General features: G+C 58.4%; 14 protein-coding genes and 1 tRNA gene. 6 read left to right on the top strand and 9 right to left on the bottom strand.

Annotated elements, in window-relative coordinates; genetic code table 11:
• Positions 1-30 precede the first annotated feature (30 nt).
• From DPA2511_RS02480 to DPA2511_RS02450, 7 genes are all read right to left on the bottom strand, one after another.
• Positions 31-6429 (bottom strand): DUF4347 domain-containing protein, encoded by a 6399-nt coding sequence (locus DPA2511_RS02480; protein ID WP_012764112.1) that lies wholly within the window; start codon positions 6427-6429, stop codon positions 31-33.
• 251 nt (positions 6430-6680) lie between these two features.
• Entirely contained in the window at positions 6681-7607 is a 927-nt protein-coding gene (locus DPA2511_RS02475) for a phage tail protein (RefSeq protein WP_023638118.1), read from the bottom strand.
• A 384-nt stretch (positions 7608-7991) separates the two neighbouring features.
• Positions 7992-8924, bottom strand: coding sequence for a phage tail protein (locus tag DPA2511_RS02470; RefSeq protein ID WP_012764110.1), 933 nt, complete (start codon positions 8922-8924; stop codon positions 7992-7994).
• A gap of 270 nt (positions 8925-9194) precedes the next feature.
• Positions 9195-11300 (bottom strand): HlyD family efflux transporter periplasmic adaptor subunit, encoded by a 2106-nt coding sequence (locus tag DPA2511_RS02465; protein WP_012764109.1) that lies wholly within the window; start codon positions 11298-11300, stop codon positions 9195-9197.
• Positions 11297-12607, bottom strand: coding sequence for an efflux RND transporter periplasmic adaptor subunit (locus DPA2511_RS02460; RefSeq protein WP_012764108.1), 1311 nt, complete (start codon positions 12605-12607; stop codon positions 11297-11299). Before DPA2511_RS02460 ends, DPA2511_RS02465 begins: the two co-directional genes overlap by 4 nt.
• Positions 12604-13410: an efflux RND transporter periplasmic adaptor subunit gene (locus tag DPA2511_RS02455; RefSeq protein WP_012764107.1), complete on the bottom strand. Its 807-nt coding sequence runs from the start codon at positions 13408-13410 to the stop codon at positions 12604-12606. The genes DPA2511_RS02460 and DPA2511_RS02455 overlap by 4 nt, the downstream gene beginning before the upstream one ends.
• A gap of 260 nt (positions 13411-13670) precedes the next feature.
• Positions 13671-13746, bottom strand: a tRNA-Gly gene (locus DPA2511_RS02450).
• Between DPA2511_RS02450 and DPA2511_RS22560 the strand changes: the two genes are divergently transcribed.
• Positions 13720-13950, top strand: a complete 231-nt coding sequence (locus DPA2511_RS22560) for a hypothetical protein (protein WP_023638117.1) — start codon at positions 13720-13722, stop codon at positions 13948-13950. The two genes, DPA2511_RS02450 and DPA2511_RS22560, sit on opposite strands and share 27 nt — an antisense overlap.
• Here DPA2511_RS22560 and orn read toward each other — a convergent pair whose 3' ends face one another.
• The gene (orn, locus tag DPA2511_RS02440) at positions 13951-14493 is read right to left on the bottom strand and encodes an oligoribonuclease (RefSeq protein ID WP_012764106.1); all 543 of its coding nucleotides are present in this window, start codon (positions 14491-14493) and stop codon (positions 13951-13953) included.
• Between the two features lie 132 nt (positions 14494-14625).
• Here orn and rsgA point away from each other — a divergent pair, with 132 nt between their 5' ends.
• The 3 genes from rsgA to mscM all read left to right on the top strand — a co-directional run bounded on the left by rsgA (position 14626) and on the right by mscM (position 20004).
• Positions 14626-15675 (top strand): small ribosomal subunit biogenesis GTPase RsgA, encoded by a 1050-nt coding sequence (rsgA, locus tag DPA2511_RS02435; protein WP_012764105.1) that lies wholly within the window; start codon positions 14626-14628, stop codon positions 15673-15675.
• A gap of 68 nt (positions 15676-15743) precedes the next feature.
• Positions 15744-16658 carry an archaetidylserine decarboxylase gene (gene asd, locus DPA2511_RS02430; protein ID WP_012764104.1) on the top strand — a complete coding sequence of 305 codons (915 nt, stop codon included), beginning with the start codon at positions 15744-15746 and terminating at the stop codon, positions 16656-16658.
• A gap of 31 nt (positions 16659-16689) precedes the next feature.
• Entirely contained in the window at positions 16690-20004 is a 3315-nt protein-coding gene (gene mscM, locus DPA2511_RS02425; RefSeq protein ID WP_012764103.1) for a miniconductance mechanosensitive channel MscM, read from the top strand.
• Between the two features lie 132 nt (positions 20005-20136).
• On the opposite strand, the gene epmA is transcribed toward mscM, so the two are convergent.
• On the bottom strand, positions 20137-21114 hold the full coding sequence (gene epmA / locus DPA2511_RS02420; protein ID WP_012764102.1) for an elongation factor P--(R)-beta-lysine ligase: 978 nt from the start codon (positions 21112-21114) through the stop codon (positions 20137-20139).
• 703 nt (positions 21115-21817) lie between these two features.
• On the opposite strand from epmA, the gene frdA reads away from it, so the two are divergent.
• On the top strand, positions 21818-23614 hold the full coding sequence (frdA, locus tag DPA2511_RS02415) for a fumarate reductase (quinol) flavoprotein subunit (protein WP_012764101.1): 1797 nt from the start codon (positions 21818-21820) through the stop codon (positions 23612-23614).
• Positions 23607-24341, top strand: a complete 735-nt coding sequence (locus DPA2511_RS02410) for a succinate dehydrogenase/fumarate reductase iron-sulfur subunit (protein ID WP_012764100.1) — start codon at positions 23607-23609, stop codon at positions 24339-24341. Before frdA ends, DPA2511_RS02410 begins: the two co-directional genes overlap by 8 nt.
• Positions 24342-24357: the final 16 nt, after the last annotated feature.

Genomic DNA, 24357 nt, shown 5'->3' with positions numbered 1-24357 from the left:
TGACGCCGTCGATGTCCAGGACGCCGCTCATCATCCCTGTTGCTCTTGCTGTTGCCCCATCGCGAGCAACGCCTGTTCAATGGCCGCCAGGCGCTGCCATTCGTTATCACCCAACTGCTGTAATTGCTGCTCCAGACTGGGGGTGAAATTCATCGCCGAACCACCAGGCGATGAGGCGGTGAATCCGCCACCACTGCCGGTATTCGTGTTGATATCCCGCCAACTCCCCCCGGAGAACACCGACATCGTCGACAGCGAAGGCAGGTTGATGCCCGAAAACAGCCCCGCCAACGAAGAACTGCCGCCCAACGCGCCGCCGGTGTTGAAGCTGGGGAAAGACCCCAGCGCACTGTCGAAATGGCTCACACCGCCCGTCGCGCCCACCACAAAGGCGTTTGAGATCTGACTGACGGGCGTCGTCGTGGTAGACGCCTTCTGCTGGGAAGACTGGAAGATCGACGCAGTTACCGTCGCGCTTTCCGCGGTTACACCGGTGCTGATCGCGCCGAGCGATGACGAACTAAACAGCGACCCAAGCGTTACCGGCGCATTCGACGCGACGCTAACAGCCACCGTTGGGGTCGAAGACAATTGCGGCGCGGTTGTACCGCCGTTCATTTTGAACTCCGGATCAACGCCATCCTGCGCGCTACTGGTAACGGAAAGGCCAAATGTGACGCTCACCGACACGCTACTGCTATCGGTCGCCGTGACGCGAATCGTCAGGCTGCCCACATCGCCGCTGCCCGGCGTGCCGGACAACGTACGAGTCACCGGGTTAAAGGTCAGCCAGCCCGGCAGCGCCGAGCCATCGGCCTGTGCCGCACTCAGCGTCAGCGCATCGCCAGAATCCGGATCGGTGAACAAACTGGCTGGCACCACTAGGCTGAAACTGCTGTCCTGCGTCGCCGTCTGCGCCGCCAGCGTACCATTCACCACCGGGGACTGGTTGTTGTCATTAACAGCCAAATCGAACGTCGTACTGATCGACGCATTACTGCTGTCGGTCGCCGTCACGCGAATGCTCAGGTTGCCCACATTGCCATTGCCGGGCGTGCCGGAGAAAGTACCGTTCGCCGCATTAAACGCCAGCCAACTCGGCAGCGGTGAACCGTCCGCCAGTGTTGCGCTCAGCGTTAGCGTATCGCTGGTATCAACGTCTACAAACGTGCTGTTTGGCAGCGTGAAACTGAACGCAGTGCCTTTTGTCGCGGTTTGACCACTGATGGTGCTGCCGATGGTCGGCGCGTCATTGACGTCGCTCACCGACAGTGACGCTTGCGCACTATTGGTAGAGAACGCGCTGCTGCCGCCGGTGGTCGAGGTATCCGCCAGCCCCCGGGTCGCCCCCGTTGTTGCTGTACCACTGGTCTGATCCCAGGCGCTGAAATTGAAGGCGGCGGTTTCGCCGTTAGCGCCATCCGGCACATAACGCAGCTGCGCCGTCGAACTGAGCAGCAACGCCGATGTGCTGGATACCGTGCCGACGCTGTACCAGTTGGTTCCGCTGTCCGTCGAGTATTGCCACGTCCCGTTGCCGCTCAGCGCCGTCAGCGCGATACCGCTGAGCGCGCCGCTGTCCACATCCGCATAACCGGCAGCACTCAGCAGCGACGACACCGTCGTGGATGACGAGGTGACATTCTCGGTCGTGGACGTCAGCGTCACCGAGGCGCCGCTGGATAAGGTCGGCGCGTCATTGACGTCGCTCACCGACAGTGACGCTTGCGCACTATTGGTAGAGAACGCGCTGCTGCCGCCGGTGGTCGAGGTATCCGCCAGCCCCCGGGTCGCCCCCGTTGTTGCTGTACCACTGGTCTGATCCCAGGCGCTGAAATTGAAGGCGGCGGTTTCGCCGTTAGCGCCATCCGGCACATAACGCAGCTGCGCCGTCGAACTGAGCAGCAACGCCGATGTGCTGGATACCGTGCCGACGCTGTACCAGTTGGTTCCGCTGTCCGTCGAGTATTGCCACGTCCCGTTGCCGCTCAGCGCCGTCAGCGCGATACCGCTGAGCGCGCCGCTGTCCACATCCGCATAACCGGCAGCACTCAGCAGCGACGACACCGTCGTGGATGACGAGGTGACATTCTCGGTCGTGGACGTCAGCGTCACCGAGGCGCCGCTGGATAAGGTCGGCGCATCGTTAACGTCGCTCACCGACAGTGACGCTTGCGCACTATTGGTAGAGAACGCGCTGCCGCCGCCGGTGGTCGAGGTATCCGCCAGCCCCTTGGTCGCCCCCGTTGTTGCTGTACCACTGGTCTGATCCCAGGCGTTGAAATTGAAGGCGGCGGTTTCGCCGTTAGCGCCATCCGGCACATAGCGAATTCGCGCCGTCGAACTGAGCAGCAACGCCGATGTGCTGGACACCGTGCCGACGCTGTACCAGTTGGTTCCGCTGTCCGTCGAGTACTGCCACGTCCCGTTGCCGCTCAGCGCCGTCAGCGCGATACCGCTGAGCGCGCCGCTGTCCACATCCGCATAACCGGCAGCACTCAGCAGCGACGACACCGTCGTGGACGACGAAGTGGCGTCTTCCGTCGTGGACGTCAGCGTCAGCGAGGCGCCGCTGGATAAGGTCGGCGCATCGTTAACGTCGCTCACCGTCAGCGAGGCCAGCGCGCTGTTGCTGGAGAACGCGCTGCTGCCGCCGGTGGTCGAGGTATCCGCCAGCCCCTTGGTCGCCCCGGTGGTGGCCGTGCCGCTGGTCTGATCCCAGGCGTTGAAATTGAAGGCGGCGGTTTCGCCGTTAGCGCCATCCGGCACATAGCGAATTCGCGCCGTCGAACTGAGCAGCAACGCCGATGTGCTGGACACCGTGCCGACGCTGTACCAGTTGGTTCCGCTGTCCGTCGAGTATTGCCACGTTCCGTTGCCGCTCAGCGCCGTCAGCGCGATACCGCTGAGCGCGCCGCTGTCCACATCCGCGTAACCGGCAGCACTCAACAGCGACGACACCGTCGTGGATGACGAGGTGACATTCTCGGTCGTGGACGTCAGCGTCAGCGAGGCGCCGCTGGATAAGGTCGGCGCATCGTTAACGTCGCTCACCGTCAGCGAGGCCAGCGCGCTGTTGCTGGAGAACGCGCTGCTGCCGCCGGTGGTCGAGGTATCCGCCAGCCCCTTGGTCGCCCCGGTGGTGGCCGTGCCGCTGGTCTGATCCCAGGCGCTGAAATTGAAGGCGGCGGTTTCGACGGTAGCGCCATCCGGCACATAACGCAGCTGCGCCGTCGAACTGAGCAGCAACGCCGATGTGCTGGACACCGTGCCGACGCTGTACCAGTTGGTTCCGCTGTCCGTCGAGTATTGCCACGTCCCGTTGCCGCTCAGCGCCGTCAGCGCGATACCGCTGAGCGCGCCGCTGTCCACATCCGCGTAACCGGCAGCACTCAGCAGCGACGACACCGTCGTGGACGACGAAGTGGCGTCTTCCGTCGTGGACGTCAGCGTCACCAACGCGCCGCTGGATAACGTTGGCGCATCGTTAACCGGCGTAATGGAAATCACCGCCTGATTAGTACCCGTGCTATTGAGCGAACCGTCATTAAAGGTCCAGTTAAGCGTCACACTCGCTGGCGGATCGTCAGAGCTGTTGGTATAGGTCAGGGATTGCAGCACCGCATTCACTATCGCCGACGTTGCATTACTATTGAACGTTAGCGTCAGCGTGCCGGAGGCGTTCGCCGTGACACTGCCCACCGTCGTACCGTTGTAGGTGAAGTTTTGCCCTTGCATCAGCGCGCCTAACAGCTCGCTATTACCGAAGATATCATTACTGCTGGCCCCACCATTGCGGGCGATGGTTATCGACGCACCGTTATAGTTGCCCTGGCTATTCAGCTCGGTATCCGCGACCGTGACATCGTTGTCTATCACCACCGCGCTACCATTTTCAGTAAAGGTCGCACCGCCATTGAGGTTGCTGAAAACAGGGGCGGTGTTGGAGGTTGAGGTGAGCGATGAACTGTTGACCGCCGTCAGGCTGCCTGAGGTAGCGCGTAATGCCAGCGTATTGGTGCTGCCGCTGTTGGTGTATTGAATAATCAAGCCGGTGTAGGTGGCAATACCGCCGGATGGCGTCAACGTTACCGTCGTGCTGCTGGCATCCTGATCGCCTGACGTCACTGTAAGACTGTTGACGGTGCCGTCGACCGTTCCGTCGTTGGGATCAGTGACCGACAAGACGATGTTGGTGGTGTAATCCTGATCCACCATGCCGTTGGCATCGACCGCCTGCACCACCGGCACGGTGGTAAAACTGGTGCTCTGACCATCCTGCACCGTGGTAGGCACCGGCTGAGTCGAGAACACCAGCTTCGTTGCAACCACATCGGGATCAATCGATGCGGAAGTCGCACTCACCAGACTGCCGGATGCGGCAGTCAGCGTAAAGTTGGCGTCCGCGTCGCTGGCCGAGGTGTACTTCACGCCGCTAAAGGTAGCGATGCCGTTCGAGGCGGTCACAGAGGTGGTGCCGGTCAACGAGCCGCTGCCATTTTCGCTCAGGGTAACGGTGCCGCTGAAATCGGTATCGATATTGCCGCGATCGTCAACCGCGATCACGGTAGGTTGAGTAGTAAAGTTAATGCCGCTGACCACCGAGGTGGAAGGCGACTGGCTGTAAATCAGTTTAGTGGCCGCCACATCAATACTGGCGCCGCTGCCGTTGGTGACACTGGACTGGCCGCTAGTAAAGGTGGAACTGCCCGACCCGGTGGTAAAGTTGCTGGCATTGACGGACAGTATCACGGTGTGGTGATCGGTAATGTCGTTACTGCTGGTGTTATCGCTGTAATACGCTTTGATGGTGTAGGTTTCATGGTCGCCATCGGCAATCGATAAATTGAGCCCGGAAAACGTAATTTTGCCGGTACTGCTGCTGTATGTGCCAACGACGTTAGTGGCATCCGGCCCACTGAGCAGGAAGGTCATCTCGCTCAGTTCCGATGATGTCGCGGTGCCGGTGACATCTACTGACAGCGCACTGACGGTAGTGGCGACGCCATCCGATGCCCCCGTATCCGTGATGGTAAAATCCAGCAATGAGGTGGCGCTGGCGACCGAGGTTGCGGTGGTGGAAAACGTCGTCGCCTCGCTGGCGGCACCAGCCGTTACCGTGGAGGTGGTGTCTTTCGGCGTGATGGTTTTGACATCGGAAATATCGTAGTTATTGGTGCCGAAATCGTAAGTACCGGCGCTATTGGAAGACGCGATCACCACGCTAATCACGTCATTGGCCAAAGTCGGCAAGGCATTGTTCGACGCATCCTTGAACACGGAGAAATCACTGAGAGTAATGTCCGTGTCCGACGTGGCCGTCAGCGTTCCGGTGACTGTCGAATTATCGGCATAAGTGAAAGTCACGGTGATGATATCGGCGTTAGTGGTGTAATAGCTAAAACTGGTCAGGTCGAAGGTGTAGCCCGAAGCAACGGCAATCGTCACTTTGGTCGCGGTGTCGCCCGTCGCGCTGTCCGGGTACACCATATAGCCAGCATCGTGATTGTTGTTGAAAGAGAAGAAATCCGTTCCGTTAAAGGTGAATGACACCGAGCTGACCGTTTTGGTGTATAAACCCGAGCCACTATCGTAATCAGTCTGGTCGAATGTAACGATAGTCAGCAATTCATTATAGTTATCAAACGATAAGGCAGTGGCCTGGATAGCATCAGTGCCGACGCTTTTTTCCAGCGTCCAGTCACCGCCTTTTTCTGCGCTGCCGGTCAAATCGCTGGATGCCGCGACATCCGCGCCGGTGGCGCTGGCGATCTCTTCAATAAAACTCACGCCTTCACCCGACGCCACCGAACATCCGTACAACAGGATATCGCCCGTCTCCGTCAACGCCGCGCCAAGAGCGCTCAAGTCGCTTTGTCGAGCCGCAGCCGTAGCGGTATCTAGAGTTAATCCCCCCAGATAGATACGCCCTTCCGCGCCATGGCTGATGATATGGATTGCATCATAGCCGCTGTGCGTTTGCGCCCATTCCGCCATCTGGGTCAACTCGTCCTGGCTGCTGTCCAGCAATACCACGTCCATCCCGGCTGGTATCTGGCTGACCAGCGTCTGGTAATCAGCCACCGAGGTATCGACAAACACCACTTCTTTGTGGGTGGTTTCACCGGCGACCGCCACAGCTTCGCTGCTATCAGAGGTTGTGCTCTGTGTACTGGTTCCTGAGGAAGATGAGTCGGTGTGGTCGGTAGTACCCTCGGCATGGCTACCGTCAGTCTGAGTGGCCGTCTCGGCCGAGGCTGTTTGCGTGGTCGTGGGTTGAGTTTCTGCGGTTTGATCGACCGTGGCGGCAATCGCACCATCAAACAACATACGGGCTTCCAGTGCATACCCCAACGGTATCTCGGAAACCGATGCAACCGGGCAGGCCGGGTGGCTGCCTTTCTTACGGAACAGATGACGCCATAACATAGAAGTACCCCGAAACCTCAAATTGCTGTCAACAATGATGCCAGTCAGTAGCCGAACCGTTTGAAAATGAATAAATAATCGTTTTTTATTATGAGTAACTATTTCAGATCGCAAGAAAGATTAAATTTATGTTCTCCCTCTGTAAGTTTACAATTATTTTTACATTCTGTGCTGTTTTCCGTGTCGTTATATCAACACGTTTTCGCCTGCCCGGAAGGGAGGCAAACCGCCCCCCTTCACTGACCGTCGCGTCAAGGATGAAGCGGATAATACCCTTTGACGGCAATACAGGCCGTCATCACTAACGACGGATCGCGCACCGGTACCGATACCGCTACCGGCACCGTTACCGGAGCAGGAACCGTCGCATTCGCCCCCACCGTGACCGCACCCACTACCGGCAGGCTGATATTGCCCGACGCCGTTCCTGACAACTGGCCGCCGTTCGCGGTACCGCTGACGGTACCACTCGCAGTGCCGGTGACGCTGCCGTCCGGCCCCACTTGCCGATCGTTAGTGCCGGAAGGCGCGTAGATCTGGGCGGAAGGCCCGCCGACGGAGGTCAACAGGGCTTTGTCCGTGAGGCTCACGCTTCTGCCGGTGGTGGTGGACGAACCGATTTTGGCGATACCCGTGACACCCAGGCTGGCTACCGCACTGAAAGGCAGGTTGGTGATACTGCCGGACAGCGATGTCAGGGAAACAGCGCCGCTGGCTACCGGCGTCGTACCCGAGACGCCGTTCAGCGTTAAGGTCGCGTGGTGAGTATGCGGCGGAACCTGTGAGGCGGTGAGCGTCACCGAGCCAGTGCCGACAACGTTTGAGACTTCCTGCCCGATTTTCTGTCCCGGAGTATAAACCGACGTCGTACCTGACAGCGGGCCTGAACCTATCGCAGTTCTACCCCGCAGATCAGGCAGCGCGAAGGTCTTGTTCTGAGTACCACCATAAATGTTGCCAATTAGCGCATAGAGCGCTTGATACTCAGATACATTCAGCGTTTGACCGTTTGCAGGCAAATAGTCATCAGCTGGGCAATAGGTACCGGCCATATAACACACACTGCCAATGTAATCGCCGTCAGCGGAACAGGCAGCAGCGGTCTGTGGTAGCAATACACCAGCGCTCAGCGCAACGGCGATGGTGGATTTAACGAACAGATGTCGGACATGCTTCATACATCCCTCTCCTTAGACTGATGCCGATTCACCGCACGATAGAAGGCACCAGGCTAGTTGTCATTATGCTGTGTGGCCCCAAAGGTATGGGCATCTCGGGTTTTTATGAGATAGAACGAAACAGAGCGGAAACACATTGAATCACAGTCAAAACATAGCCCAGTCAGGGCAAACGTGCCGTGTTAACTCAGAAATATTTATTAATATTACGATGGCGGATATATAAAAATTTTTACTTAACCATGCGGTTCCTTACAGAGATATCACCTCGCAACGTCTGCATCGGGTTGCCTTTGCTCCCGCCGTCATGTCCTCAGCCCAATGCCAGGTATTGGCCTGTTGGGCGACAACGTTCCCCTCGCCGCCCTTGTACTCACAACCGCCTCAAGGACGGGTCGGATAAATACCCCGCACAGCAATACAGGCCGTCATCACTAACGACGGATCGCGCACCGGTACCGATACCGCTACCGGCACCGTTACCGGAGCAGGAACCGTCGCATTCGCCCCCACCGTGACCGCACCCACTACCGGCAGGCTGACATTACCCGACACCGTTCCTGACAACTGGCCGCCGTTCGCGGTACCGCTGACGGTACCACTCGCGGTGCCGGTGACGCTGCCGTCCGGCCCCACTTGCCGATCGTTAGTGCCGGAAGGCGCGTAGATCTGGGCGGAAGGCCCGCCGACGGAGGTCAACAGGGCTTTATCCGTGAGGCTCACGCTTCTGCCGGTGGTGGTGGACGAACCGATTTTGGCGATACCCGTGACACCCAGGCTGGCTACCGCACTGAAAGGCAGGTTGGTGATACTGCCGGACAGCGATGTCAGGGAAACAGCGCCGCTGGCGACCGGCGTCGTACCCGAGACGCCGTTCAGCGTTAAGGTCGCGGGGTGAGTATGCGGCGGAACCTGTGAGGCGGTGAGTGTCACCGAGCCAGTGCCGACAACGTTTGAGACTTCCTGCCCAATCTTCTGACCCGGAATAGGGTTATACGTCGGGGAGGAACCATTAAGCGGACCTGCGCCTATCGCCGTCCTTCCCCGCAAATCGGGCAACATAAAATTGGTGGACGCATTACCCCCATAAAGGGTGCCAATCACCGCATAAAGCACCTGATAATCGGATATGTTCAGTGTTCGACCATCTGCGGGCAAATAATCATCTGCCGGGCAATAAGTACCGGCCATATAACAAATGCCGCCGATATATGGGCTGTCGGCAGAACACCCCGCCACCGCTTGCGGCAGAAATACGCCGCCGCTCAATACGACGGCAATCGCGGATTTGACGAACACACGCTGGACACGCTTCATAATTTCTCTCCTTAGACCGATACCGCTTCACCGCATGATGAAGAGCATCAGATAATTGTCATTATGCTGTGTGGCCCCAGGGGATGGGGCATATCAGGCTGTCATGAGATAAAACGAGGTAGAGCGGAAACGCATTGAAACATAGTCAAAACATAGTCCAGCGAGGGAAATTTGCTGCGTTTATTAAAAAATATTTCTTGATATTATCGTGAGAAACAGATGATTAAAATTTATGCAACACATGCATTTATTCATGTCGATGCGTTCCCATCAAAACCCACTTTCCCGAATGCCCAGCGCCGCCACCCGACGCCACACTGCACCAAGAATAGATTCCTTATCCCCTTCCAGAATGACGCTGCCCCGCAAAGGTTGTGGCGGCAGCAGCCGATCATCCTCCACCCGAAAACGTATGCTGTACTGCGCCTGAACCGGCAGAGGGTTGTGATCCCGGTCGCGGCGCACAGCGATAGGGCCATGACGATCGGACGCCAGCATTTCCCGTTGCAGGTAAGCAACGCCGGTGGGCGCGATATCGTTCAGTCGCACCGTCAGGCGAGGATACGCCGGTTCATCGGCGATAAACGTGCCTTGCGCGCCCGTCTGGGCTCGTTTCAGCGCATCCTCCGGCAAATATCCCTGCACTCGCCCTGCGCCCGCGTCGACCACCCGCAACAACGGCATATCCGCCGTCAGCCAGCGGCCTGCCGTCATATCCCGTGTCACATCCCTCACCAGCCCGGCCTGCGGCGCGACGATCGACAACCGTTGTTGTTGCGCCACCAACCCTCGATAGCGCGCCAGCGATTCCGCCAGTTGCCGGTCAATCACCTGGGTTTCACTGGCGGTTTCCTGACGTGCCGCCCCTCGCTGCAACCGCTGTTGCAACACAGCGATCTGTAGGCGCTCAATCGCAATGCGATAATCCACATCCGCAGAGGTCAGCTCCAGCAGCACATCGCCCGCTTTCACGCTCTGACCATCAACCACATGCAGCGCCTTAACCTGTGCCGGAATAGGCGCATACAGCACGCTGACATTTTCCGCCTCCAGCACTGCCGGAATGCGAATGCTGCCGCGCCATGGAAACAGCAGGAATATCAGGATCAGCGCCCCTGCCAGGACAGACCTCAGCAGGTTGGCGGGGTGTGCCGCATTACGCATAGACCACCATACCGACATCTCCTTAACGATCGGCAGCGCCACAAACCAGCCGATTTCAACCAGCATCAGGCCAATGCCGACCAGCTTGATGAAAAAGTGATACACCACCAGCGCGATACCGGTGAACAGGAAAAAGCGCCACACCCACGAGGCGTAACCCCAGATCAGCAACTTGCGCTGCATAGCGGGCGACCAGGTTTGCGGCGCCGGCCGGCCGTAACCGAACAACGCTTCGCGCAACCGCCAGCGACACAAGGCATAAGCGCGTTCCTGCAGGTTTTCCACCCGCCAGAAATCGCTCAGCAGGAAATAACCGTCGAACCTCATCAAGGGATTAAGATTGACGACCAGCGTCGTTATCCAGGTCGCACTGGAGAGCATAAAAACGGCGCTGCGCACCGGGCCGTCAGGCAATAACGCCCATACCAGCAGCGCGATACCGGCCAGCAGCAGTTCCGCCAGAATGCCGCCGGCGCTGATCAGCAACCGGGCGCGATGATCCTTCAGTTTCCAGGCATCGCTCACGTCGGTATAGAACAACGGAAACAGCACGATAAACGCCACCCCCATGTTTTGAACCCGGCACCCCGCGCGTTTGGCCATAAAAGCGTGCCCCAGTTCGTGCACAAACTTGGCGCAGAACAACGCGACGCCAAAAGTCGCCATGCCTTGCAGGCTGAACAAATGGGGGAACGCATGGGTATAACGCACCCAATCCCGGCTCACCAGAAACCCGCCCAGCAGTAGAATCAGCGGCAACCCGACGCGCAAAAAAGGCCGGCCATAACGCTGTAACCCAGGCCAGCAGCGGCTCAGCCACGGGTCAGGGCGCCACAACGGAATACGAAAAAACAGATATTGGTGCAGCAGGGACTTCCACAGGCTAGTCCGCATCGCCCCCGCTTTGATGGCATACGCTTGCCGTTGAACCGGATCGCTGGCGGCGATCAGATCGTGATTACGCAGGAAGCGCAGCAATTGTTCCAGATCGCTACGCTGCAACAGCAGGCCCGGCTCGGTATTGGCGGCCGCCAGTACCGACTGAAGCTCCCGCAACGACCAGTGCCGCAACAGGCGAATCGCCGAAGGCGTCAGCGTGAAGTAACGCCCGGTCGCCGGGTCGGACAATACCCATTGGGGCGCGCCATCCAGCCCTGCGGCCGACGCCACCAGTTGCAGATCGGCCCGCAGCGCCGGCAGGAATTCACTCATATCCCCACCGACTGGCGCAATACCGCCAGCGGACGGCGGAACAAATAGACCGCCAGCGGCACATATTCGCCGGAGACTTTCGCCGTCCCCCGCAACCCGATGCGCGGCGGCTCGCCGGTGAAACGGGCATCCAGCCGATAAGCCAGATTACCTGCCGGAGTGGGCTCGGACTCATAGGCGATGCGATCCAGCCGCGCATCATGCGGCGTGACCGGATCACTGTCGAGAAACAGAGTAATCGGCGCATCCGGCGCCAGACGAATAGCGTCGCCGACATCCAGCTCGATACGCAACGCCACCTGCGTCGGGTCCGCTAAATCCATCAGGCGTTCGCCGGTTCTCACCGGTTTACCGCTCCAACGTTCAGCATCGGCAAATACCGCGATGCCGTCACGTTCGGCGCGAATCTCGGCGCGCCCCAGCAAGGCGTTGGCGTAATCGCGTTCGGCGCGCTTTTGCGCCACCTGCGCGGCGAGGAAATCCAACCGCGCTTTAGAATCGGCATCCTGAAACGCACGTTGCGAGCTGGCGCGGTATTCCGCTTCCGCCACATTCAGCGCCCGTTCGGCGACATCCGCCTGCGCTTTCAGTGTGGTGTCGTCGAAACGTACCAACGGGTCGCCTTTACGCACGCTCTGGTTAGGCTGAACGGCAAAAGACTGAATAACGCCATCCAACGGCGCAGCGACCACGCGCCCGTTAAACGGAATCACTTCTGCCGGCGCCAGCACCGACTGGCGTACAGGAATCAACAAACACGCCGCGATCAACAGACAAGGGATGGCAAACTTCCAGCGCCAACGCGCGCGCCGCCAGGAAGAGAGAGGCTCCAGCGCCAGCCAGGCGTGAGCGAAGGCGTGAGAGAGCCGCTCCGCCAGCAGTTGTTCGGCGTTCTGCCAGGGTTGCTCTCTGGCATACCAGATGCCGCCGAAAGGGCGCCCATGACGATCATTCAACGGCGCCCATAACGCTTCCGGCGCCGACAGCGTTTGCCAGTCGTTGCGGGTTTGCTGATCCAACGACGCGGCAATAACCTGCGCGCATCGCCCATCCTGCGGCAGTTGCGCGCAGGCACGTTCAACAAAGGCGACAAAAGGGGCGTTGGGCGCGGGCTGCGTCACGCCGGTCACGGCCCGTACCCGGCCGTTAATCACCAGCGCCGCATGGCGGAAACCAAACAGTGTCTGGCTATCGTTGACGATGCAATAGGCCAGTTCTTCAACCGTTTTCGCTGAACGGGCCTGATGCTCGAGATCCAGAAACCGGGCGAAAACACGTTCGGTGGAAACAGGTGGCGTTGTACTCAAAGTGACTCCGGAAAATGCGCTGTGCCGCTCATACCGGCCATCAGGCTGCTGTCCTGGGTTTCGATGATGCCGATCAGATTTAGCGTTTGGCTACTTTCATCAATTCTGGCCCCCAACCGGGCGACGCGGGCGCGTAGTGGTTTACCGGTTTCATCCGGCGTAAACGTGAAAGCCAGCCCTGGTTTAAGCACGGACAACCCACGGGAAGGAACCAGCAGATTGATCTCCAGACGACGGTTATTGACGATATCCAGCACCGGCATGCCGAGACCGACGCTTTCATGCTCTTGAGCGCGCCGTTTCACCACCTGCCCGTCGAACGGCGCCGGTATGCGGCAACGATTAACCTGAATCTGATAGACCTGGCTCTCCGCCTGCGCCTGTGCAAAACGGGCGGCAGACAACGCCACCGCATGTCGCCCGACCGATTTCATCTGCGCCAACTGCTGGTTCTGGCTCAACTCTGCCTCCGCCGCCCGCGCGGCTGCCTGTGAGGCCGCCAGCTGCGCCTGATAGATAGCGCAATCGAAGCGCACCAGCAGATCGCCTTTTTTAAACGACTCCCCTTCTCTGAACGGCATTTCAACGATGCGCCCCGCCAAATCACTGGATAACGTCGCCTGATCTATGGCGACCAGAATGCCGCGCGTCGGGTTGTCGGCGGGCGCCGGGCTCGGTGTCTGGGAGGTGGGAACAGCCAGCAGCGGGTCATCCGCCCGAACCTGAGCGCCGCACGCCAGCGCCAGCACACACACCAGCCCGCCCGCGACACGCCGGGCTCGTGGATAGTTAAAAGACGTCATGCTTACTACTCCCTGCCAGTGAAATCGTCGGTTCCGCCGGATGTACCATGGGAAAACCAGCGCATTATGTTCATTAGTGGTTGTTATTTCTGGAGTATAGCAATCAGCCGGGGAAAAACGACCAACCTGCCCGGCAGAAAATCCGCGCATGACAGCAAAACAGGAATAGCGAAACACAGAGAGTGAAGAGGACAAAAACAAAAAAACCACCTTCCGGTGGTTTTCTGCATCATGCAGACATTCATCTGCACAACTGAATTTGGAGCGGGAAACGAGACTCGAACTCGCGACCCCGACCTTGGCAAGGTCGTGCTCTACCAACTGAGCTATTCCCGCATTGAGGTGCCGTACCTGAATTTCACTGCCGGTACGGGTTGCGCATTATACGAGAAAAGTTTTGTGCCGCAAGCCCTCAAACATAAATCCTCGTTCAAGTGCCGACAAAACCGGCAAAGCGCCGAGATTTTATCCATATCGGCCGCCGAGCGGCCGTTTTTTGAACGTTCTCCCGCGGTGCGCTTGGCGGGAGCGATGTCGTGATTACAGTTGAATGAAGTGCTCGCGGTAATACGCCAGTTCCGCGACGGACTCGCGGATGTCGTCCATCGCCTGATGGGTGTTGCGCTTTTTGAAACCGGCCAGCATCTCCGGCTTCCAGCGGCGGGCCAGTTCTTTCAGCGTACTGACATCCAGATAACGGTAGTGGAAGTAGGCTTCCAGTTCCGGCATATAACGGAACAGAAAACGGCGATCCTGGCCGATGCTGTTGCCGCAGATCGGCGATTTGCCCGCCGGCACCCACTGTTCCAGAAAGCGCAAGGTCGCCAGTTCGGCGGCGCGGTCGTCAAACGTACTGGCCTTGACGCGATCCACCAACCCGCTGGCGGTGTGAGTACGCACGTTCCAGTCATCCATCAGCGCCAGTTGGCTGTCGGATTGGTGCACCGCCAACGTCGGGCCTTCCGCCAGGACATTCAGATTGGCGTCCGTTACCAGCGTGGCGATTTCAATAATGCGGTCGCGTTCGGGATCCAGCCCCGTCATTTCCAGATCGATCCAGATCAGGTTGTTTTCGTTTACCATCGTCGCCTTTCCTGTGGAGTCAAGCCGCTGCCGGGCTATGCGCGTCCGGTGGCGGTTAATTAAAATGAAATAGTGTGTATTATAATCGCTTCAATTGTCACGGGCGATAAGCGATGAACCGAGAGAAACCGCGTGAGTAAAAAGAAACTGTCAAAGGGCCAGCAGCGCCGGGTAAGCGCCAACCACCAGCGTCGTCTGAAACATGCCGACCACAGTGTCGAATGGGATGACAACCAGTTGGGCGAGCCGCAGGAAGGCGTCATTATCAGCCGTTTTGGCATGCATGCCGACATCGAAGCGCCGGACGGCGCCCTGCACCGCTGCAACATTCGCCGCACCATCAACTCGCTGGTGACTGGCGATCGCGTCGTCTGGCGCGCAGGCAACGAAACGCTTTCCGGCATCAGCGGCATCGTCGAAGCGGTGCATCCGCGCCAATCGGTGCTGACCCGCCCGGACTACTACGACGGGCTTAAGCCCATCGCCGCCAATATCGATCAGATCGTGATCGTCTCCGCCATCCTGCCGGAATTGTCCCTCAATATTATCGATCGTTATCTGGTGGCATGTGAAACGCTGGAGATCGAACCGCTGATCGTATTGAACAAGATCGATCTGCTGGACGAAGAGGCGCGCGAATTCGTGGAAGAGGTGATGGATATCTACCGCCGGCTCAATTACCGGGTGCTGATGGTGTCCAGTAAAACCCAATCCGGCATCGCCGAGCTGGAGGCCGCCCTCACCCACCGTATCAGCATTTTTGCCGGCCAGTCCGGCGTCGGTAAATCCAGTCTGCTCAACGCCCTGCTCTACCCCGGCGAAACGCGCATTCAGATTAACGATGTTTCCGACGGCTCCGGGCTGGGTCAGCACACCACCACCGCCGCCCGGCTGTATCACTTCCCGCATGGCGGCGATATGATCGACTCCCCCGGCGTGCGGGAATTCGGGCTGTGGCATCTGGAGCCGGAACAGGTGACGCGCGGTTTCATCGAGTTTCGCGACTACCTCGGCAGTTGCAAATTCCGCGACTGCAAACACGATACCGACCCTGGTTGCGCCATCCGCGAAGCGCTGGAGCGTGGGGAGATAGCGCCGGAACGTTTTGATAATTACCATCGCATTCTTGAAAGCATGACGCAGGTAAAAACGCGCAAATCCTTTTCCGGTTCGGATAACTGACATTTGTTGTATCCACCGCTACAATGCGCCCCTTTCCACCGCGAACACTGACTATAACGAGGTTGACTGTGCTGGACAGTATCAAGATAGCGCTACACCATGCGCTTCCCAAAGTCGGGTTAACCCGCTTGGCAGGCTGGGCCGCCGACAAGCAGGCGGGCAGATTGACCAAACTGGTGATCGACCTGTTCGTCCGCTGTTATAAGGTCAATATGCAGGAGGCGCAGCAGCCGGATACCGCCGCCTACCGCACCTTTAACGAATTTTTCGTCCGCCCGCTGAAGCCGGGCATTCGTCCGGTGGATCCACTGCCGCAACACCTGGTGATGCCAGCCGACGGTATGATTTCCCAACTGGGCGTCATCGACGATGACCGTATCCTGCAGGCCAAACAGCACGACTACTCACTGGAAGCGCTACTGGCCGGTAACTACATCATCGCCGATTTGTTCCGCGACGGTCTGTTCGTCACCACCTATCTTTCGCCGCGCGATTACCACCGCGTGCATATGCCGTGCGACGGCGTACTGCGCGACATGATTTATGTGCCGGGCGATCTGTTTTCCGTCAATCCGCTCACGGCGGAAAACGTTCCCAATCTGTTTGCCCGTAATGAACGGGTTATCTGTCTGTTTGATACGCCGTTTGGGCCGATGGTGCAGATTCTGGTGGGCGCGACCATCGTCGGCAGTATCGAAACCGTCTGGGCCGGGGTCGTTACGCCGCCGCGCGAAGGCATCATCAAGCGCTGGGCTTACCCACCGGAAGGCGAAGACGCCGTCGTGCTGGAAAAAGGCGACGAGATGGGTCGTTTCCGGCTGGGCTCCACGGTGATCAATCTCTTTTCGCCGGGCCACGTGCAGCTGATGCCCGGTCTTGCCAGCCAAAGCGTCACCCGTATGGGCGAAGCGCTGGCTGAAGCGTTAACACCGGCTGATTCGTCTCCCATCAACGGCAGCGACTACCGCCAACATACCCCCTGACCCCGTCATCGCCCTCACGAGGAGGCCAGCCGTGCGTCTGATCCTGATTTTCCTGTTGGGATGCCTGTTATCAACCACGTCGCTGGCGGCCTCCGAGCCCGGCGAGGCGCAGTTGCAGCAGGAGCTTCAACAGGCGCAAGCCAATAAAGACGCCCCCGGCCAGGCAGATATCGTCCGGGAACTGCAGTCCGCGCTGCGGTTGCTGGATGAACGCCGGGAAACCCGCCAACGCGCCGATCAATACCAGCGCATCATCGACGATTTTCCCCGGCTAATGCAGGATCTGCGCCAGCAATTGATGGCGGAGGAAAATAAACCGCCGTCATTGCCCAAAACCCAATCCGTCAATGAACTGGAACAACTGATTGTCCAGTTCGGCAGCCAGTTGCTGGAACAAAGCCGTCAACTCCAGCAGGAGCAAGATCGGCTGCGGGAAATCAGCGATTCGTTGACCCAATTACCGCAACAACAAACGGAAGCCAACCGCGCCCTGAGCGATGTGGAACGCCGCGTGCAGGCGCTGGGCTCGCCGACCACCGCGCTGGGGCAAGCGCAGGCCGCCGCGTTGCAAACGGAACTGTCGCTGCGTAAAAGCCGGGTCAACGAACTGGAGCTGGAACAACTCTCCGCCAGTAATCGGCAGGAACTCTCGCGCCTGCGGGCCGACCTTTACAAAAAACGCCGCGACCGGCTGGATAACCAATTGCAGGCGCTGCGCAGCACGCTGAATACCCTACGTCAGAAAGAAGCCGAGCAGGCGCTGGAGCGCACCGAACTGCTGGCGGAACAGGAGGGCGAGTTGCCGGAAGCCATTTCCCGCCAGTTGCAGCTCAACCGCGAACTCTCCGTGGCGCTCAACCAGCAGGCGCAGCGCATCGACCAGATCGCCGCCCAGCAACGGCAGACCACGGCGCAAACGCTGCAAGTGCGTCAGGCGCTCGGCACCCTGCGTGAACAGGCGCAGTGGTTGGGCGCCTCTCCGGCACTGGGGGAAACGCTGCGCGCACAGGTGGCGCGGCTACCGGAGATGCCCAAATCCCAACGGCTGGACGGTGAAATGGCTCAGCTACGGGCCCAGCGTCTGCATTATGAGGATCTGCTGAACCGGCAGAGCCAGGACGCACCAGCCTCCGCAGACGGCAACGCAGCGCTCTCCGCCGCACAGCAGAAAATATTCAACGATCAGCGGCGCACCCAGCGCGATCTGCTGACCTCGCTGATGTCCGGTTGCGATACGCAGATTCTGGAGCTGACCAAGCTGAAAGTCGCCAGCAACCAGCTGGAGGACGCGCTTAACGAAATTCGCGACGCCGCCCACCGCTATCTGTTCTGGGTCGCGGATGTGGATCCCGTCGGTTTCGCCTACCCGCTCGAACTGTTGCACGACCTCTCCCGGCTGTTGTCGCTGGATACGCTGACGCAACTGAGCGGCGCGCTCCTCATGATGTTTACCAGTAGCGGCTCGCTGTTGCCGTTGCTGGGCGCATTGCTGCTGGTCGGGCTCAGCATCAGTTCCCGCCGCCACTACCATGCATTTCTGGAGCGGGCCAGTAGCCGGGTCGGCAAAGTGACGTTGGATTACTTCATGCTGACGCTGCGCACCGTGTTCTGGTCAGTCATGGTGGCGATTCCGTTGCCGGTGCTCTGGGCGGCGTTGGGATATGGCCTGCAAAACGCCTGGCCTTATCCGGTGGCCGTCGCCATCGGCGACAGTGTGACCGCCACCGTCCCCCTGATGTGGGTCGTGATGATCAGCGCGTCCTTCGCTCACCGGCAGGGTTTGTTCATCGTGCATTTCGGCTGGCCGCCGCGACAGGTGGCGCGCGCCATGCGCTACTACCGCCTCTCCATCGGCTTTATCGTTCCGCTGATCATGGCGCTGATTACCTTCGATAACCTCAATGATCGGGAGTTCTCCGGCTCGCTGGGGCGACTGTGCTTTGTCCTGCTGTGCATGGCGCTGAGTCTGGTCACTACCGGGCTGAAACGCGCCGGGATCCCGCTTTATCTGGATAAAGAAGGCTCCGGCGAGAATCCCATCAACCGGGCGATGTGGAACTTATTGATTTGTATTCCTCTTTTCGCTGCGCTGGCCGCCTGCCTTGGCTATCTGACCACCTCGCAAGCGCTGCTGGCTCGGCTGGAAACCTCGGTTGCCATCTGGTTCTTCCTGCTGGTGGTGTATCACATCATCCGACGTTGGATGCTGATTCAGCGCCGCCGCATCGCTTTCGATCGCGCCAGACAGCGGCGGGCGGAAATTCTGGCGGCGCGCGCCCGCGGCGAAGAAGATCAAACAGCCTATGAATCCGGCGTCGACAATATTGAGGAACCGGTCGTCGATCTGGACGCCATCAGCGCCAGATCGCTGAAACTGGTACGTTCGATTCTGACGCTGATGGCCCTGGTCTCGGTGATCGTGTTGTGGTCGGAAATCCATTCCGCCTTCGCCTTTATGGAAAACATCAGCCTGTGGAATGTCACCAGTTCGGTGAAAGGCGTCGACAGTATCCAGCCGATTACTCTCGGCGCGTTGCTGATCGCCACGCTGATTTTCATCATCACCGCCCAGTTGGTGCGCAACCTGCCCGCGTTGCTGGAGTTGGCGGTTTTGCAGCATATCGAGCTGTCGCCCGGCACCGGTTACGCCATTATCACCGTCAGCAAATACCTGCTGATTCTGGTGGGCGGCCTGATGGGATTCTCCATGATAGGCATCGAATGGTCGAAGTTACAGTGGCTGGTCGCCGCGCTGGGTGTGGGGTTGGGGTTCGGGCTGCAGGAGATCTTCGCCAACTTTATCTCCGGCCTGATCATCCTGTTCGAAAAGCCGATTCGTATCGGCGATACCGTCACCATCCGCGACCTGACCGGCAGCGTGATGCGTATCAATACCCGCGCCACGACGATTTCCGACTGGGATCGCAAAGAGATCATCGTCCCCAATAAAGCGTTCATCACTGAACAATTCATCAACTGGTCGCTGTCCGACTCGGTGACTCGCGTCGTTCTGACTATCCCCGCTCCCGCCGACGCCAATACGCAGGACGTTACCGCGCTGCTGTTAAACGCGGTGCAACGCTGCTCGCTGGTGCTGGACAACCCGCCGCCGGAGGTCTTTCTGGTGGATCTGCGCCAGGGCATCCAGATTTTCGAATTGCGTATCTTCGCCGCAGAAATGGGCCACCGCATGCCGCTGCGCCACGAATTGCACCAGTTGATTCTGGAAAGTTATCGCCAGCACAACCTGGTGATGCCGTTCCCGCCGTTCCAGGTACAGATGGATTCGGTGCAAATCGTCGGGCGCAATGCCGCCACGTCAACCCGCACCGCCGGCGGATTATAACGGCTGATGGTTTTCTCCGGCGTCAAAAACTGTGCTGAGGCGGGCGACTTCGCCGGGTGAGCGGCAGGACGCCGCGAACGCCCGTGCCGCGCCGGACAAAAACGTCGGGAACATCATAAAGGAAAAGCGACGTCAGGCGCGTTCTACGGTAAACGCGATAACATCGCCGATGGACTCGGCATTCAGCGCCAGCATAATCAGACGATCCACCCCCAGCGCCACGCCGGAACAGGGCGGGATCCCGGCGCTCAACGCCGAGAGCAGGTGTTCGTCGATCGGTTGTACCGGCAGGCCACGCGCTGCACGCTTACGATTATCCTGTTCAAACCGCTGACGCTGTTCGTGGCTGTCGGTCAGTTCGCAAAAACCGTTCGCCAGTTCGATCCCTTTGAAGTAGGCCTCGAAGCGCTCCGCCACACGGTGATCTTCGGTGCTGATTTCGGCCAGCGCGGCCTGCGTCGCCGGGAAGTGGTAAACGAATGCCGGCTTGTCACGCCCGATGTGAGGCTCTATCCCCACGGTGAACAGCAGTTGCAGCAACGTATCGCGATCTTCCTCCTGACTGGCGACATCGCCGACGCCCAGCTTTTCCGCCACGTCGCGCAGTTGCGCTTTGTCGGCGGACAACGGGTCAACCGCCAGATGGCGCTGAAACGCCTGCTGATAGGAAAGCATCTCGGCGCTGTCGCACTCCAGCACCTGCTGCAGCAGATCGTCCACCTCGTTCATCAGGCGGTACATATCGTAATGAGGGCGATACCACTCCAGCATAGTGAATTCCGGATTATGGAAACGGCCGGACTCTTCATTGCGAAAGCTGCGACACAGCTGATAGATGGGGCCGCTGCCCGCCGCCAGCAGGCGCTTCATGTGGTATTCGGGGCTGGTCATCATGTAGAGCTCGATGCCATCCGCTGCACCGGGGCCGACAAAACGGGTCTGGAAAGGAAACAGGTGAATGTCCGTGACCGTCGCTTGACTTAGGGCAGGCGTTTCCACCTCCAGCATCCCGCGATCAGAGAAGAAGCGGCGGATTTCTTTCATGATGGACGCACGCTTCAACAGATTGGCAATCGGAGCGCTGGGCTGCCAGCTTACCGTTTCGCTCATGATGGTTTACTCCTAATCAAACGGAGGTGCAGTCTACCCGCATCATAGGGGCCAGACAATCCACCGTGTCGACGAATGAGACAGCGCTACGACAGTACCGGTGATTAACGGGCACATAATTAGAGGGCCATGCTGACGGGCATCGAATCACGGCGTTAGCGGCAGGTTTTACAACGAAACATTCGCTAAGCGTCAAGGCATAATAAACACGCGCTCAGCATACGGCATACCCACAATTATCCTCGACATACGTCAAGTTGGCGGTGTGTGAGCGGCGTTTGCTCACCCGAGTCACTGGCTGAAGTCAGCATATCGGGATTCATTCACTTATCCTCTTCCCGTCACCTGAATTATTTCGGGTATATCCAGTTGAAGATTTTCCCATATCGGTAACTAACCTATTATTAAAGAAATAAAAGTGCCATTTTTACCTGAATCACATTTTCCATCATGTTTTGCCGATTATTTCTTATGAATTATTAAAAAACAGCAAAATGATGGATCACATCAAATTTCAGACGGTAATGAATCGCTATAATCATTCCCATACAAAAAAAGAGTATTAATAGCTTAGTATTTGATACTCTGACATTTTTTAACTGACTTGGTGCTTTGAAAATTAAACGGAAAATATTAAGGGCACTGTTTAACCCATATTATTTTCTTAATTAATTTATTTAACTTAAGTAACTGGAGGAATGCAGTGCAAACCTTTAATGCCGATTTGGCCATTATCGGGGCCGGGGGAGCAGGTTTACGCGCAGCTATTGCGGCTGCTGAAGCTAATCCCCAACTCAAAATTGCGCTGATCTCTAAAGTCTACCCGATGCGTAGCCACACTGTGGCCGCCGAAGGTGGATCGGCAGCGGTCGCTCAAGATCATGACAGCTTTGATTTCCACTTCCACGATACGGTAGCAGGCGGTGACTGGCTGTGTGAGCAGGATGTGGTTGAGCATTTCGTGCAGAACTGTCCGCACGAGATGACCCTGATGGAGCAATGGGGCTGCCCGTGGAGCCGTAAACCGGACGGGTCGATCAACGTGCGTCGCTTCGGCGGCATGAAGATCGAACGGACTTGGTTCGCCGCGGACAAAACCGGCTTCCACATGCTGCACACGTTGTTCCAGACCTCGATCAAATACCCGCAGATCCAGCGCTTCGACGAACATTTCGTACTGGATATTTTGGTGGATGACGGTCATGCCCGCGGGCTTGTCGCCATCAACATGATGGAAGGCACGCTGGTTCAGATCCGCGCCAATGCCGTCGTGATGGCAACCGGCGGCGCCGGCCGCGTCTACCGCTACAACACCAACGGCGGCATCGTGACCGGCGACGGTATGGGTATGGCGTTCCGCCACGGTATACCGCTGCGCGATATGGAATTCGTCCAGTACCATCCGACCGGCCTGCCGGGTTCCGGTATCCTGATGACTGAAGGCTGCCGCGGCGAAGGCGGTATCATGGTCAACAAGGACGGCTACCGTTATCTGCAGGATTACGGCCTTGGGCCGGAAACCCCGCTGGGCGAACCGAAAAACAAATACATGGAACTCGGCCCGCGCGACAAAGTCTCCCAGGCGTTCTGGCACGAATGGCGCGCCGGCCGCACCATCTCCACGCCGCTGGGCGATGTCGTGTACCTCGACCTGCGCCACCTGGGTGAGAAAAAGCTGAAAGAGCGTCTGCCGTTCATCTGCGAACTGGCGAAAGCTTACGTGGGCGTAGACCCGGTGAAAGAGCCGATTCCCATCCGTCCGACCGCGCACTACACCATGGGCGGTATCGAAACCGACCAGCAGTGCGAAACCCGTATCAAGGGTCTGTTCGCCGCCGGCGAATGTTCCTCTGTCGGTCTGCACGGCGCCAACCGTCTGGGCTCCAACTCACTGGCGGAATTGGTGGTCTTCGGCCGCGTAGCGGGCGAGAAAGCGGTAGAGCGTTCCCGTGAAGCCACGCCGGCCAACAGCAGCGCCCTCGACGCGCAAGCCCGTGACGTGGAGCAGCGTCTGCACACGCTGATGAAGCAGGAAGGTACCGAAAGCTGGGCCAAAATCCGTGACGAAATGGGTCTGTCCATGGAAGAAGGCTGCGGCATCTACCGTACCACCGAGTTGATGCAGAAAACCGTCGACAAGCTGGCCGAGCTGAAAGAGCGCTTCAAACGAGTGAAAATTACCGATCACTCCAGCGTGTTCAACACCGATCTGCTCTACACCATCGAGCTGGGCCATAGCCTGGACGTTGCCGAATGTATGGCGCATTCCGCCATCAATCGTCGCGAATCGCGCGGCGCGCACCAACGTCTGGATGAAGGCTGCACCAAACGCGATGACGTGAACTTCCTGAAACATACCCTGGCTTACTACAACCCGGAAGGCGCGCCGCGTCTGGAATACAGCGACGTGAAGATCACCAAGCTGCCGCCAGCCGAACGTGTTTACGGTGCAGAAGCTGAAGCTCAGGAGAAAAACAAGAAGGAGCAAGCGAATGGCTGAGTTGCAAACCCTGAAAATGGAAGTCATGCGCTACAATCCGGAACAGGACAACGCGCCGCACTTCGAAACCTATAGCGTGCCATACAGCCGTGAAACCTCACTGCTCGACGCGCTGGGCTACATCAAGGACAACCTGGCGCCAGACCTCTCCTACCGCTGGTCGTGCCGTATGGCTATCTGCGGCTCCTGCGGCATGATGGTCAACAATGTGCCGAAGCTGGCCTGTAAAACCTTCCTGCGCGACTATGCCGACGGCATGAAAATCGAAGCGCTGGGCAACTTCCCGATCGAACGCGATCTGGTGGTAGACATGACTCATTTCATCGAGAGTCTGGAAGCCATCAAGCCTTACGTCATCGGCAACGATCGCAAACCGGAACAGGGCACCAACAAGCAAACACCGGCGCAGATGGCCAAATACCACCAGTTCTCGGGGTGTATCAACTGCGGCCTGTGCTATGCCGCCTGCCCGCAGTTCGGCCTGAACCCGGAATTCATCGGCCCGGCCGCCATTACGTTGGCGCACCGTTACAATCTGGATAGCCGCGACCACGGCAAGAAAGAGCGTATGCCGATGCTGAACGGTGACAACGGCGTCTGGAGCTGTACGTTCGTCGGTTACTGCTCCGAAGTGTGTCCGAAGCATGTTGATCCCGCCGCCGCCATTCAGCAAGGCAAAGTGGAAAGTGCCAAAGACTTCATGATCGCCATGCTGAAACCACAATAAGGGAGGGAGGCAAAAT

The sequence above is a fragment of the Musicola paradisiaca NCPPB 2511 genome (assembly GCF_000400505.1).
Classification (GTDB): domain Bacteria; phylum Pseudomonadota; class Gammaproteobacteria; order Enterobacterales; family Enterobacteriaceae; genus Musicola; species Musicola paradisiaca.
This window is presented reverse-complemented; position numbering and strand designations above follow the sequence as displayed.